The 14,359-nt window shown below is 55.9% G+C and carries 12 protein-coding genes and 1 pseudogene; all 13 read right to left on the reverse strand.

The window, feature by feature from the left end; all coding sequences use genetic code 11:
• Positions 1-104 precede the first annotated feature (104 nt).
• Entirely contained in the window at positions 105-1,046 is a 942-nt protein-coding gene (ftsY, locus tag QWI75_RS19715; protein ID WP_289271011.1) for a signal recognition particle-docking protein FtsY, read from the reverse strand.
• Between the two features lie 7 nt (positions 1,047-1,053).
• Entirely contained in the window at positions 1,054-1,512 is a 459-nt protein-coding gene (gene ybeY / locus QWI75_RS19720) for an rRNA maturation RNase YbeY (protein ID WP_289271013.1), read from the reverse strand.
• Positions 1,512-2,579 (reverse strand): PhoH family protein, encoded by a 1,068-nt coding sequence (locus QWI75_RS19725; RefSeq protein ID WP_370693592.1) that lies wholly within the window; start codon positions 2,577-2,579, stop codon positions 1,512-1,514. Before QWI75_RS19725 ends, ybeY begins: the two co-directional genes overlap by 1 nt.
• 80 nt (positions 2,580-2,659) lie before the next feature.
• The gene (locus QWI75_RS19730) at positions 2,660-3,175 is read right to left on the reverse strand and encodes an IS5 family transposase (protein ID WP_289271017.1); all 516 of its coding nucleotides are present in this window, start codon (positions 3,173-3,175) and stop codon (positions 2,660-2,662) included.
• A gap of 113 nt (positions 3,176-3,288) precedes the next feature.
• Positions 3,289-3,468 (reverse strand): annotated as a pseudogene (locus QWI75_RS22960) (transposase); the annotation flags it as partial.
• Positions 3,469-3,604: 136 nt separating this feature from the next.
• Complete coding sequence (locus QWI75_RS19735) at positions 3,605-4,189, reverse strand: putative Ig domain-containing protein (protein ID WP_289271018.1); 585 nt, start codon at positions 4,187-4,189, stop codon at positions 3,605-3,607.
• 502 nt (positions 4,190-4,691) lie between these two features.
• Positions 4,692-8,915, reverse strand: coding sequence for a pilus assembly protein (locus QWI75_RS19740; RefSeq protein WP_289271020.1), 4,224 nt, complete (start codon positions 8,913-8,915; stop codon positions 4,692-4,694).
• Positions 8,916-8,961: 46 nt separating this feature from the next.
• Complete coding sequence (locus QWI75_RS19745; protein ID WP_289271022.1) at positions 8,962-9,330, reverse strand: hypothetical protein; 369 nt, start codon at positions 9,328-9,330, stop codon at positions 8,962-8,964.
• Between the two features lie 11 nt (positions 9,331-9,341).
• The gene (locus QWI75_RS19750) at positions 9,342-9,932 is read right to left on the reverse strand and encodes a pilus assembly PilX family protein (RefSeq protein ID WP_289271023.1); all 591 of its coding nucleotides are present in this window, start codon (positions 9,930-9,932) and stop codon (positions 9,342-9,344) included.
• Between the two features lie 58 nt (positions 9,933-9,990).
• Complete coding sequence (locus tag QWI75_RS19755) at positions 9,991-10,983, reverse strand: PilW family protein (protein ID WP_289271026.1); 993 nt, start codon at positions 10,981-10,983, stop codon at positions 9,991-9,993.
• Between the two features lie 59 nt (positions 10,984-11,042).
• Positions 11,043-11,600: a type IV pilus modification PilV family protein gene (locus QWI75_RS19760; RefSeq protein ID WP_289271027.1), complete on the reverse strand. Its 558-nt coding sequence runs from the start codon at positions 11,598-11,600 to the stop codon at positions 11,043-11,045.
• Positions 11,573-12,046 carry a prepilin-type N-terminal cleavage/methylation domain-containing protein gene (locus tag QWI75_RS19765; RefSeq protein ID WP_289271029.1) on the reverse strand — a complete coding sequence of 158 codons (474 nt, stop codon included), beginning with the start codon at positions 12,044-12,046 and terminating at the stop codon, positions 11,573-11,575. Before QWI75_RS19765 ends, QWI75_RS19760 begins: the two co-directional genes overlap by 28 nt.
• A 456-nt stretch (positions 12,047-12,502) precedes the next feature.
• Positions 12,503-14,188 carry a GspE/PulE family protein gene (locus QWI75_RS19770; protein WP_289271031.1) on the reverse strand — a complete coding sequence of 562 codons (1,686 nt, stop codon included), beginning with the start codon at positions 14,186-14,188 and terminating at the stop codon, positions 12,503-12,505.
• Positions 14,189-14,359 lie beyond the last annotated feature (171 nt).

A 14,359-nucleotide genomic window follows, 5' to 3' on the forward strand; every position in this document is an offset into this window, starting at 1 on the left:
CAGGACTGCACTGAATCCGGTTCGATTCACCGGCAGATTAACATACGCCCAATTACATGAGAAGAAAGACTTCTTTTCCAACAGCTTAGGAACGCTGGGAAGGATCAGGGCCTTGAGGAGGTTACGACATCCCCGAATAAGGCCTGTACGAACTCTGGTGCGCGAAAGTCTTGCAGATCTTCCACCCGCTCGCCGACGCCGATCAGCCGCACTGGGATCTTCAACTCTTGCGCGATGGCCACCACGACTCCGCCGCGGGCCGTCCCATCCAGTTTGGTCAGCGCCAAGCCTGTTACCCCCACAGCCTCCTGAAATTGCCTAGCCTGGGAGACGGCGTTCTGTCCGACCGTGGCGTCCAGCACGAGCAGCACTTCATGGGGTGCTCCTGGAATTTCGCGCGAAATGACGCGCTGCACTTTTCGCAATTCATCCATCAGATTCGCCTTTGTATGGAGCCGCCCAGCCGTGTCGATCAACACGACATCGACGGAGCGAGCCTTGGCTGCGGCAAGACCGTCAAAGACAACAGCGGCAGGATCGGCCCCTTGCCGCTGATGAATAAGCTCGACGCCGATTCGCTGGGCCCAGACCTGTAATTGCTCGATTGCGGCGGCGCGGAACGTGTCGGCCGCGACCAGCAAGGGGATCTTTCCGCTTTCCTTGAGCCGTTGCGCGATCTTCGCCATGGTAGTGGTTTTGCCGACGCCGTTCACCCCGACCGCGAGCAGCACAAAAGGTCGCGGAGATCGCTCAATCAACGTCAGCAAGTCTTCTCCCTGACAGGCTGACAGGACTTGCAGGATCTCATGCTGCAAAACGGCACGAACCCCGTGCTCACCCTCCCCGCTGCTTCGCGTCACCCCTTGGCGCAACCGTTCCATGAGGTGATCGACGGTACGGACTCCCAAATCGGCGCCAAGGAGGGCGACTTCCAGCTCTTCCAAGGTTTCCGGATCCGGCCCTCTGCCGAGCAGCCGATCCAAAGAACTCTGCATGGCCTGGCGAGTCTTGGCTAATCCCTGGCTGAGCCGGTCAAACCATCCCATCGTAGTCTCATCTCGCTCCGGTCGGCACGAGTTTCCCTATCGGCACCCGCCGCAGAATCGCACGCTCGCGCCGCTGCATCCGCCGGGCTTCCTCGATCCCACGCTCATGGTCGTACCCGCAGAGATGCAAAATCCCATGAACCAACAACACCGTCAATTCCCGATCGAGCGAGCGATTGGACTCCCTGGCCTGTCGCCGCGCCATCGGCACGGAGATTACAACGTCCCCCAACAACACCGTCCGAGGCCCGGGTCCTTCCTGCAGTGGAAACGCCAACACATCGGTGCTCTTGTCTCGCTTCCGATATTGCTTGTTCAACCGGCGCATGCGCCGATCGCCGACAAGGAGCACACTTACCTCAGCATGCGGTTTCCGGATCAGACGCAGAATGTCCTGGCCAAGCCTCTCCCACACCGCTCGCTTGATCCGAGCCCGACCGAGTCGGGAAGCCACGATAACCGGCATTAATGGGGTTGGCTCCCCGATGATCCCTGATGAGGAAAGTCGGGGAACCTTCCGGAAGCCTGGCGGCGAGACGCGTGGCTGGAGCCTGCTGGCTGATTCGCACGGTCGGAATGTTGTTGTTTTCCTGTTTGGTGGCGGTCATAGGCGCGGATGATCTCTTGAACCAACCGATGCCGCACCACATCCTTCTCGTCAAAATACACAAACTGAATGCCGTCGATATTTTTCAGAATATTGCAAATTTCGATGAGACCGGACACGCGATCCGACGGCAGGTCCACCTGGGTAATATCGCCGGTCACGACGGCTTTGGAATTGTTTCCCAGACGGGTTAAGAACATCTTCATCTGCTCTGCGGTCGCGTTTTGCGCCTCATCAAGGATCACAAACGAGTCATTTAATGTCCGTCCACGCATAAACGCCAGTGGAGCGATTTCGATCTCGCCCCGTTCAATCAGGCGATTCGCCCGATCAAGATCCATCATGTCATACAAGGCATCATACAGAGGACGGAGATACGGATTCACTTTTGCGTACATGTCTCCGGGAAGGAAACCCAACTTTTCCCCCGCCTCCACGGCCGGCCGCGCAAGAATGATCCGGCTCACTTCTTTCCGTGTGAGCGCCTGAACCGCCATCGCCATGGCCAGATAGGTTTTCCCCGTCCCTGCAGGGCCGATGCCGATCACGACATCGAACTTCTCGATCGCTTCAATGTAGATTTTTTGAGTCGGCGTTTTGGGCACGACCGCGCGTTTATTCGTCGCGACAGCGATGGGAGCAGCAAGGAGATCGCGCAGAGAAGTGTCGCTCCCCTGACGGAGAGCGGAAAGAGCAAAACTGACATCCTCCAATCGAAGATCGTATCCCTCCGTGGTCAGCGCCGCAAGGTCGCCAAGGATTTGCTCTGCCTTGCGTTCCGCTTCGGATGGGCCGGCGATCAGGAGCTCATCGCCGCGAGCTGAGATCCGAACGCTCAGTTCGGCCTCGACCAGCTTGAGATGCCGATCGTGGTGACCGAACAGTGCTGGGATATTCGTACCGTCTCGGAGCTTCAGTTTTCGCACGCCGTGGCTTATTCGCCTCTTTTACCGCTGCTAGGAGGAATTCTAACAAAGCGACTTCCTCTCTCACAAGAGATTGGAAGTCATTTCAAAACCTTCCGAAGCGTGATCAGGGTACAGGCCAGATGAAAGAAGCCCCCATAAGTGTCCATCAGGCGATCATACCGGACGGTCAGTCGCCGGAAGTTGCCCAGCCAGCCGATCGTGCGCTCCACGATCCAGCGGCGCCGGTAGCGGCGCAACTTGCGCCCGTCCTGAGGGGTGGCCCGCTGGTTATTGGCCCTGGCCGGAATGATCGGCTCAATCCCGCGACGGACCAACAGGGCCCGGGCGGCATTGCTGTCATATCCCCGGTCCGCAATCAGCCGCTCCGGCCGCTTGCGGGGCCGCCCCGGCCGATGCGGGCGTGTCACGGCGATCGTGTCGAGCGTCGCGTCGAGGAGCCGGACCTCCGCCGGGGACGCCGAATCCAGGTATGCTCCCAACGGAGTACCCGCGCCATCGACCAATACCATCCATTTTGTGCCCTTGCCGCGCTTGGTCGGCCCGACGTTGGCGCCCCCGTTTTCGCCGGCGCGAAGCTCCCATCGAGGAAGCACTCGTTCCAGCGCAGTTTCTGCGCGTCATTCAAGTGGGCCAGCAAGGCCCGCCACAGCGTCAGCAAGACCCCGCTGGCTTCCCACTGCCGCAGCCGTCGCCAACAGGTGCTCGGGCTGCCATACCGCTTGGGCAGTTCGCTCCACGGTGCGCCGGTCCACAGAATCCAGAGTATCCCTTCGAAGCAGCGCCGAGCGTCGGCAGGCGGTCGGCCGCCCTTCGGTCGGCGCGGGGCCGGGGGTAAATGGGGACGAATCTGGTCCCATTGCGCATCGGTCAGCTGGCGCCACGCCATGTGTCCTCCTTTCCTTGAAGGCCGTCATGGCGCGGATTCTACTCCTTTTCCGAGGTTTTGAAATAACTTCTGGCTTAAAAGCACGGCGCTGGCAAGGGAGGAAGGAACGATACGGCAGGCCACGCAGTGGCACAGCCTACGCGCCTGGCATAGCAGGCAAGGCTGGAACAGTGACGTCAAACTCTTGGTAGGCGGTGCCTCCATGGCCATCACGTACTTCGATTCGCACATGGTGAATTCCCTTGTCCTCGGCACGGAGCGTCCATTCTATTCGCCCGGAGTGTTCATCAATCACCATGCCGGGAGGTCCAACCGTCAAAGCATAGGTCATGGTATCTCCATCCGGATCAATCGCACTGAACGTGTAGACATACCGTCCGTCGTTGATGACCGATGTGGGAGTGGAAGTAATACGAGGTAATCCATTTAATACTTCCACGGGGGCTGTCCTCATCCCTTTACCTGGGCCTTCCGCATCATGTGGAACCACCTCCACAACAACCTTGTCCCCGCGCGCGATTGGCAGATGGGAAAGTACATCGGAGTCGGTCTCCGCAACCGGCATATCATTCTTCCACCAGCGATAGAAGATCCGCGTTTCATCGCCATCCGGATCTGCCACTTCGGCAACAACTCGGACCTGATCACCTGCACGAAGGGGATCGGGCTGTAGGGCCATTTGGCTCACTCTTGGGGGAGTATTGCGGACGACAACTGGCATGATTCGATGCAGTGGTCCTTGGCCCTTCCCGTCCAATGGAATGACTTCCGCGCTTACCGTATCACCTGCCTTCAGAAGAGTTTGGTCGAGGGTGGGGCCCCGCTGGTCGGTCAGAGGACGTCCATTGATAATCCACTGGTAACGGAAGGACACCGCATCATTGTCCGGATCATCTGCCTCAAGCCGTAATGATAAAGGGTTTTCCCTTGTCAACGGACTTGGGAGGATACCTCCGGTTCGAATAACGGGCAGATGGTTATCTGTCCTTGTGCTGGACACAGCCGACGGGGTGGTAATGAGAGCGCCGAAACTGGACCAAAGAAACGCGACGGCTCCGATCACACAAGTGCCAACAAGACTAATGCCAATTATTTTTCGAGGGAGTGCGTCTGCTGGTGGCTGCTTCCCGTCGGAGTCATCCGGAAGCTTCACAAATTGTGGATGGCGTGAGGGCGCTGATGTTGGAGTCCAACGCCCTCGAGAAATGACCGGAGCTGGCATTTTAGTCTCGATTGTTGACCCAAGAAATGTAGCGGCTGTACACCGGACTCACCGGCGTCGTGCAGCGACCACTCAGCGCGCCCATACTGGACTGCATAATGACGGAGACTCTCCCTTGGCAACCGGTACCGCTCGAGGTGCCGGATGAACCGCTCCCCTGCGCTCCAATATGGATGGCGGCCTGAGACATCATGCCCTCGCCCATGCTGACACGCCGATTGGCATAGTTATTGCCTGCCGATGTGGTGACCCCGAGAATCGGGTCCTTATGCGCGGTGCCTGTTTTATAAAACAGGCCGTAAAGTTGTGAGGTGCCGATTCCAGTGCAAATGTCGTTTACCGGCGTGAAACTCGGAAAGAACACCACACCGCCCAACAACGCCGGAGCCGCAAGCACCCGCTCACGACTGTCTGGCATGGTGGTCACCCAACCGTCTTTGGTCTTGACTAACTGAACTAAGGACGTGTTGGCCGAAGAATTGTCAAAATCAGTGACGGTCACAGACCCAGCCCCAACCGTTGCTGTCACACCCGTGACATTGCCATTGGCTGCGCAGGTTGTACAGATGGTCGCGCCGCTGACATTCACCAGATCATTATCCAAGCAATTTGTCGTGGAGGATTGCGTACAGTCATAACTGAGAACAGAATCCTTGATGCCAAAGAAATACTGGGTGCTGTTATCGGTCTTATCCGAGGCACTATAGTATCGACCCGTTCCGAAGAAGACCCACACTTTATTGGCATCGTCCAGTGTGATCGTCGGAGCAGCCACTATCGGACCCGTTTCTTTTGTTACAGGGGTCGTCCCATCAAGAATGAATGTATCGATGACCTCGGTCGGTTCCTGCAGTTTCCCCCACTTGGTAGGATCTGTGCTCATGCCGAATGCCACAGGCGTGGGTGATACAGAGATATCACCAGTGGTCAATCGGTACATCTTGCCGCGCCAGGGGGCGGATCCATCATCGATAACGGACCCCCCGTATACGACGTCGGCCCGATAATCGAGATCCCGATCCATCGAGATCAAATCTCCAAAGAACTCTTTCTGAGTTGAATTTGCACTGTTTACATTAAAGGACACCACGTTCCCGGATGTGGGTCCTGTGGCCAGATTCACCGCCCACATCTTTCCCTTTTGACTGACCCCTCCTTCATAGACCGACGGTTCGCCAGCATATGGGTCGCCATTCGGACCAGACCCGAATACGACAAACCACTTGGCATTTGTATTATCCGTCTTACTTCCTCCACTCGGCTTCACCCTGACGACGGTCGGGTAACTTGTGGTCATGCCGAGATCCGAGGTAGAAAATGACCAGAGCAACTTGGGATCCTGTGCCGGATTGGTGATATCCAAGACGAAATAGGCACTGTAAAAATCTCTGGTTGTGGTACCCGAACCGGTGAAGTCCGCGGTCACACTCATCTTCCGGCCTTTTTGTCCGATTGCGCAGTTACAGCTCCCCCCCATACGGAATCCGCCGATGAGGATGGTTCCCCAGCCCTGAGGATGGTCGGCATCAGGCGTGAAAATACGAGCATCGGTGATTTTTGGTTTTAGATCAACATAGTAGACATGCGAATAGTCTCCCTGCGCCAACCATTTGAGATGCGGCAAGAGTTGATAGGGAATGAAAGCCCATCTCTCCTCGCCGAGTTGAGTCGGGGTGGTCGTTTGTGAGGAGCACAGATCGTTCAGATTGGCCGTGAAACAGCCACGGTGCGCTCCATCCGCTCGATGATAGAAGCCGCCGTCGAAGGCATGCAGCATCCCATCGTTGGCGCCGACATAGATCATCTGCCGCCGGTTTCGATACTGCTTGAAAAAGTCTATATAGGTCCCGTCGCCGTAGACTACGTCATACCGCTCCCGCGGTGATGCCACGACCGTGGGCGTCGAGTGAATGGGGTCTCCATACTTCCAGACCTTGGTGACGGTGGCATTCGTGTCGTCCTTCACCGACAAACGACGCTCTCGAAGGCTTGCCTGCGCCGCACAGGTAGCAGGCTCGCATCCCAGAACAAAGTCAATGAGGTTGTCCGTCGTATAGACCGATGGAGAGGCCTCCCCTCTCAAGTATTTGGCCAATTCAGCCTTGTTGGTCGCGTTTGTCCCGAATGGGATCACTTCGCCAGCCGTGATATCAGTGTGAATACCATTATCCTTTCCACCATCAACGATGCCGTCTCCATTCTTATCGATCCATGTGAGTATCCTGCGACTGGTGTGGGGCTTCAGGGCCAGACGTCTCCCAGCCTCCCAAATGCTGTTCACCAACTCCAGATCAACCGTATCAACCAGTGAATCCGCCTTACCGTCGTTGTCACTATCGACATAACGATCCGCCTTGACCTTTCCATTATTGACGTCGTAGTAGGGCTTGATGATGTAATCCTGATTATAGATCAGCTTGCCGTCATGCACCGTGTCTTCGCGAACATTGCCGAAGCTATCGACCCATAGGCCGTGTGTGTATCCCACCCACGTGACATTCGGATTCTCGATCGACTTCGGAAAAAAGTAGGCCTGGTACAGCGACCCTTCACCAGTTGATGAGTTGGCCAACACCGAAGCCGATGTTCCCGACGCGCTCCGAGCCAAGATACTATTAATCGTCGAGACCAGCTTGTCCCGCATATCATCCGCGTTGGCGGATTCGAAGTACGTATCCGGCAGCCCATCGGCTCCGGCTGCACCAGTATAGTTATTCACCCGATCGAAGACATCGACTCCTGGATCGAAGGCATTGTTGTTGTTCCTGTCTTCGAATCCTCCGAATTTCGCCGCATCCTTGAGGATGTTCGCACCGGTTCCAAAGGCATAGAATGTGTAGATAATCAGGTTCTGATTTCCATCCAGACATTTTCCAGTCTCATTAATGCCTGCGATCGTCCCGTTCGCGGCACCGTTGCAGGGACGGAGATCCGCCGTATGTGCCCAGTACGCCACGTCATCCAGATAGTGCGACCCGTTACTTACACATGAATCCGCGTTCAGCCCTCCATAGTAGGAGGAGCAGTTGTCGTGATGGTCGACTTGACTCGCCCCGGCACTGTGGTCTGTCAACCCACCCCCATGGTTGCTGTGAATTGCATTTGAGTGGGGGACTGTACAGCCGGCAGGCGTATCACAGTGTCCTGGTCCATTTACATTGATGAGGGCGTGCGCTCCGGTCGAATGGGCATAGTCGTACACCGTCGACGGCACTGAAGTATCGTACGTTGGCTGTCCGTCGGTAAAAATGATCACGAAGCTTTTGCAACATTTTACGTACTGATCAGGAGAGGCCCAGGGCGACCTGTAGTAATACGGATCATCGTTCTGGTTGTTATTGGGATAGTTGGAGTTGGCATAAGCTGGTGCAACCTGAGCAAAGTACCTTGTCGCCTCGTAGAGCGATTCGCTCAATGGCGTCCATTCGGTCGCGTTGGTATTTTCAATTGCATTGACCATGCTGGTCATATTGCCGCCGAGCGGCGCCGTCACATCACCACCTTGAACTGATCCACCACCGGTCTGTTTGTTGAAAACCATTAACCCGAAACGCGCCTTGTCGGCACCTACCTGCTGAAAAACCCCAGCAGGTTCGGCATAAATCTCAAGGTTGATCTTATAAGTATCTTTATTGGTTCCACAGCCGCTGTCATAGACGAGGAGGTTGTCGCCATCCCGAGAAAAACATTTCGTGCCGGCATAAGGCGCGAGGCCGTCGGCGGTGACGTTGTTCACGCTCGTCACCCGCTCGAGCGTTTCAGCTACCAGCTTTCCCCCTGGATAGCAGGTCCCATTAACTGCCCGTGGCGCGCACTTCCCGCCCATCATGACCCACTTGGTGATCTCGAACCGGGTCATGGTCATGTAGTTGAGAAAGTTGCCGTCCCACGGATCAGGATTGCTGCAGCGGGGATCACTGGCCGCTCGATTGGCGCCCGCGTTGAATTTAGACGACGCATAGTTGTAGCACTTTGTCGGCTCGAAGTAGCCGTAGTAGGTCTTGGCAGGGTCATAGGCTTCGCTGTTCATGTGATAGGCCGATTCGTTCATGCTCCCGGAATTATCCATGAGCATCAGCACGTTCGGCGGCACCGCACTCGCAATAAAAGCGGGCACGGATGTGTAATCACTCATGGATTGAGCCCTTGTCTCCGGTGCAGCCCCCAAAGCGATGACGAACAGAAGGGCGGCACTCACACGTGTCGCAAGCATCTGACGTCCCATCGTGATCCCCTCCCATCCATGCATAACCATTCCCCAACCGCGAAGGTCAACTTGGCTGGATGACGATAATCTTTACGATCATCCCATCCTGAACCAGATACCTGATGCGGTCGCCGGCTTCGATTTTGCGGTACTCCACCGGCTGCCCGGACTGATCCTTAACTTCTACCGAACTCTTGACGGCATATGGCCGCTCGTCGACGTAGATAGCTTTGTCCCTTATCGCCGTCACAGTCCCGTCTATAAAACCCCGGTGGGGGTCGACTTCTTCACTACTAAAAGTCGTGCGCACGTCCAGACATGTGACACACAAACTCCACACGAAGACCTCCACAACAACTCGAGCCCAGAGAGACCCGCTCCAATACCTTCCGGGGTTGTGTATGGATAGATCAAACCGACTTGTATTTCTCATGAGGGTGCCCCCTAAATCTTTCTCTGGCAACTCTCACCCGTTGCCGTACAGGCATAGACCGCGCTGGTCCTGGCTGTGGTCCCAGTTGCTGCATTGGTCGTGGAACAGGCGATGCTGTACAGAATCTCAACCCCCCCGCCGGCTGCACCCGCTCCCATGCCCTCATAGCCAGCCGCAAACTGCAACGCGCCTCCACCAGGTGCACGAATATAGAGCCGGTCGATATCGCCATTGACTGTATACCCGCCAACCGACTGCACCAGATTGGCAGAACCAGTGGTCGGGGTATCAGGGTTATTATCAGACTGTCCTAAGATTTCCTGTGCAAGCTGTGTGCGCATCGCTGTCGTTGGCACAGGGTCCGGCACGAAGGTGCTGGGAACATCGGCTTGATCAATCGTCTGCTGGATGACATTGACCGCTGTCTGGATACAGGACTCTATCGCGCTGGTTGCAGCCTCGGCATTCCGAGACAGCCCGGCAACTCGATTCTCAAATCCCGTGACGGTAATTGCTGCAATGCCAAGCACAGTGAGAATCAGCAGCAACATCATGACGGTCAAGAAGGCCACGCCATTCTGCCCGCCGAGTACTGTGAACATCTTCACCCGTCCAGTGCACGGTCGATTCATCGTTCCCTCACCAACAATCACTAATCACTCAGAGTCGAGCGTTCCGTAATTCAATAGTCCGCGTCAAAAGACGTCTCCGAAACTGCTGTGTACCTGCCAGATTCATCGTGTGGTCACTCACCTGTAAGGAGGGAGGAGAATAGAGCCCAGCTTGTCTACCTTCGCCGAACCCTTGCTCGCCCCCCAACTGCCTTGCCACAATCGAAACCTGCACAAGCTTGATGGTACTCGCTCCTGTCGTCCAAAGGCTGTTTGTCACAAAATCGGCCTGATCGAAACTGTTGTTGCCGTTCTGATCGTCAATCACTCCATCTGGGACCCCTCCGTTGATTGCCGCCACGCATCCGTCGCAACCATAGGCAAACTGAATGTTTTCGATCCCATCAACGACCGGGACCCCGTTTCGAAGAAGGCATGGGCTCGATCCCCCACTACAGGCAGCTGAAGTTGTTCCGATTGAGTAAGTAATACACTGTAGTAAATAGACAGGCGTCCCTGCAGGAAACGTTGCCGGCGGCGGCACTGAGTTGCTTAAATTGATGGTGCCCGCGTTGACGTCGAACGCCGACACGGTGCCGCTGACAGCTCCTCCAATATTTAAAATCGATCCGTTTCCCATCCCCATCGATTGCAGATTGGCTACCGCCCCGGCCGCCCCACTGGAAAGCACAAGTTGATTGAATCCTGCTCCACTGGCTCCAACCGCTCCAGCCAATGTCCAGGTGCCACTGCCGGTGGGGGTGACGAGGGAGATGGTATCCGGTCCCGTATCCGCACCGGCCGGCGTCTGATCCGCGGGGACAACCGCGGTGGGACACGCACCGATGACTCCGATCATCCCCATCCCGGCACCCCTGATATCTCTGGCAATAAGATCCATCGCAATCCGGGCGTTTTGTTGCGTATCCACGGTCTGCTCATTCGCACGCGACGCCTTCTCTGTAGTGACAAGCGCCGTAAACCCGGCAGCGAGAATTACGATGCTGATGAGAATTGCAACGACGAGTTCGATCAAAGTCATCCCACGCTGCCCGCCGAGAGTAACGGTAATCACTTGCGCGCGTCGCACGTTCACTTGCATTACTCCCGGGCTATTACAGTGGTCAGGGTGACCGATTTTTGACGGCTGATCTTTGTCAAGCCTTGACCCGTTGATGTCACCATGCCGCCTGTCCAACTCACTCGCACCTGCACAGTCGTCCGATTGAGATTCAGCGGATCGATAGCGGGAGGAATTGGGGCCAATACGACAGTCCCCGTCGTGCCGGCCAATCCTGCGTTATTCAACATCGTCTGCCATTGGAGACAGTCGCCGCGCGCCATGGGTTGGGCAGTCGCACTTTGCGTACAGGGCGTCGCGGCCGCCGTGTCAATCCCGTGGTAGGCCGTCACGTTAAATCGGTTGAACTGGATTCGTTCGATCATGTCCGAAGCCAATGTCGTCGCCCTCGTGAGTTCATTCGCATCTACATTGCTTCCCAGAGAAATGGCTTGCATGCCGGAGAGCGCGAGAAGTCCTACCGCCAACACCACGGCGGCCAGCATGCCTTCTATCAATGTGAACCCGCCTTCCCGCTGAGACATTTGCCGACCCGCTTCCTTCGTTATACTCACGGGCATGTGCTCTTCGGGCACCATGTGGCCTTTCCACCGGCATTGACCCACACCGAATAGGTTTGATTCTTGACATTGGATACCTGAACGAGCGCACTCGACCCACTCGCCAGCAATCCCAAGGAGGAAAATAGAACCGGCCCACCTGTTACGCCATTGATTGTTCCCATCATGGTGGATGGAGGAAGAAATTGCTGAGCCCCCGTTGCATCTGTTACGTTCAGTTGGACCTTGCCGGATACCGTGCTCAACGCCACACGGACGGTGGTGTTGCGGTTCATCGCAATCCAGCGAGCATGGGTCATCTGACTTTGAATCTCCGATGCGGCTTGCCTGAGTTGATACTGCGTTATCCACTGGTTGTAGGCAGGCACGGCCAGCCCTGTCAGAATACCGACAATGGCGGTGACCGTGACCAATTCGACCAGTGTGAAGCCTGCTTCTTGATTCCGCATTGTGAATGGGCTCATAGCCGCGCACCCGTACGGTGAGATCGGCCCTCAATATGGCTGGCAAGGCGTGTGCCGGCGCAGAGAAACCTTCGACGTTCTCCTCAACTCATTGCATTTTCAGAAGTTCCTTACTGTTTGCCATGGTCATCTTCGGCCATTTCTCGGCATTCAATTCGACATAATTTGTACGAAGGACTCCCTTTCTCGAGCCACCAGAAAGAGATTCCGAACTCCACCTGACAGACTGGCTTGCGACCTCCACTAAGGAAGCATAGCACCTGCCTAGAAAGTCGTTTTCCTAGCTGCTCCTCTATGAACACGAAGGAAGGGTCGCGCCACGGCGGTCAGTGATCGAGCAAGTATTGGGACGGATAAGACTACAGATATGTGAGACCGATCTTGGAAAACCCACGCTCAATAAGAGATCTTGGATGGTCAGCCCTGCAGACCATTGGAGTAGCTCGCGTTACTGTCTTATCTTATTGCCACCTTTTTAACCTCTTGAAGAGTCGTATCCCCCCGTAGAACCTTGTCAATTCCATCCTGAACAAGGCTTATCATCCCTTCGGCTTTGGCACATTGACGCAATTCGTGGGTTCGCGCATGGGACTGGATAAGCCGTTTCATCGTATCCGAACCCAGCAGAAGCTCATACAAACCTACTCGTCCCTTAAAACCAGTCCCATTGCATTCCTCACACCCTCGGGGCCTCCACAATATCGACACGGATCCCCCATGCCGTTCCATACGACCCACCCAATCCTCAAGGCCATACGCATGGACCAATGCTTGCCGCTCCTCATCCATCGGCTCATATGCTTCCTTACACGCTAGACACAATCTTTTACAGAGGCGCTTGGCCAGCACGGCCAAGACCGCATCCGCAAAATTGAAGGAATCGCATCCCATATCCAGAATCCGCGTGACGGTCTCGACTGCACTGTTTGTGTGCAAGGTACTGAGCACCAAATGACCGGTCAGGGAGGCCTCGATAGCGATATCCGCTGTCTCCTTGTCTCGCATCTCTCCCACCATAATGACATCCGGGTCTGCCCGCAGAAACGCGCGGAGCGCCGTGGCAAAGGTCAACCCAATTTTGGGTTGAACCTGGAGCTGACGAAGCCCTTCCTGAGTAATTTCGACAGGATCTTCAACGGTCCAGATCTTACGTTGATCCGTATTGATCTCAGCCAGCAACGCATGGAGCGTGGTGGTCTTCCCCGATCCAGTTGGTCCGACACAGAGCACGATCCCATAGGGCTTTTCGACGGCCTGCTTGAGGGATGAGATCAATGGATCTGGAAGATCCATGGCGGTCAGCGGCAGGGGACTCTTTGCGGTCAGGATTCGCATGACAACATCTTCGTTGCCGGATGTCGTCGGTAAGGTGGCGACTCGCAATTCGATTTCATTTCCCTGCCCGTTCTTAAATCGAATCTTTCCATCCTGCGGTTTTCGGCGCTCGGCGATATCCAAGTTGGCCATGATCTTGATCCGCGACACAACGGCTCGGCGATAAGCCGCCGGGATTTTCATAAACGTCGCGCATGTCCCTTCCACTCGAAAACGCACCACGGTTTCTTTTCGATCACCGTACGGTTCGAGATGAATGTCGGACGCACCCATGCGATAGGCTTCAGCAATGATCTGATTGGTTAGCCGGACGATGGCCGAGTTATTTTCATCGATCGCGTCGCCACCGGAGTCGGGCTTCTTCTCTTGATCGATCTCCCGGACGAGTTCCCCCAGAATATCGGGAATTGATTGTTCCGTACCTTGCCCGGCCAGGCGATCAAGGACCCGTTCAATATCGCGGCGCAGCGCAACAGCCGGTTGGACCGTACAACCGGGGAAGGCATATCGAATGTCCAGGATTCGCCTCAAGTCAGCCGGGTTATCCATAGCCACCTGTACGACGTTGCCTTCCTTGCGAATGGGAACCCAGTGATGCCGACGCAGATAGTCCAATTTGAGGTTTCTAAAGAGCTCTGGAGCGATGAGTTGACGCGTCTCGAAACTGACAAACGGGCACCCGTAGAATTCACTGAGCGCCTGCCCGACTTCCGCCAACGGAATTTCCGCATCGAGCATCTCTTCTATTCCAACACCTCTTGCGGATGCCTGTTTGATAGCTGACAGCAACGCTTGCCGCGAAGCCATCCCCCTCGTAACGCGCCGGCACGATAGCCTGCTGCAGCTCGATTGAACCACTGTATCAGCGGCGATGCCCGAATCCGCCCGCGGTGATGCGTTTGGCGCATCCTCGCCGACTTTCAACTCACCCTGGCGTTCAGGTAGTGTGCTCATGTTGCTCCCATCGCGACCATCAAA

The organism is Nitrospira tepida (assembly GCF_947241125.1).
GTDB lineage: Bacteria > Nitrospirota > Nitrospiria > Nitrospirales > Nitrospiraceae > Nitrospira_G > Nitrospira_G tepida.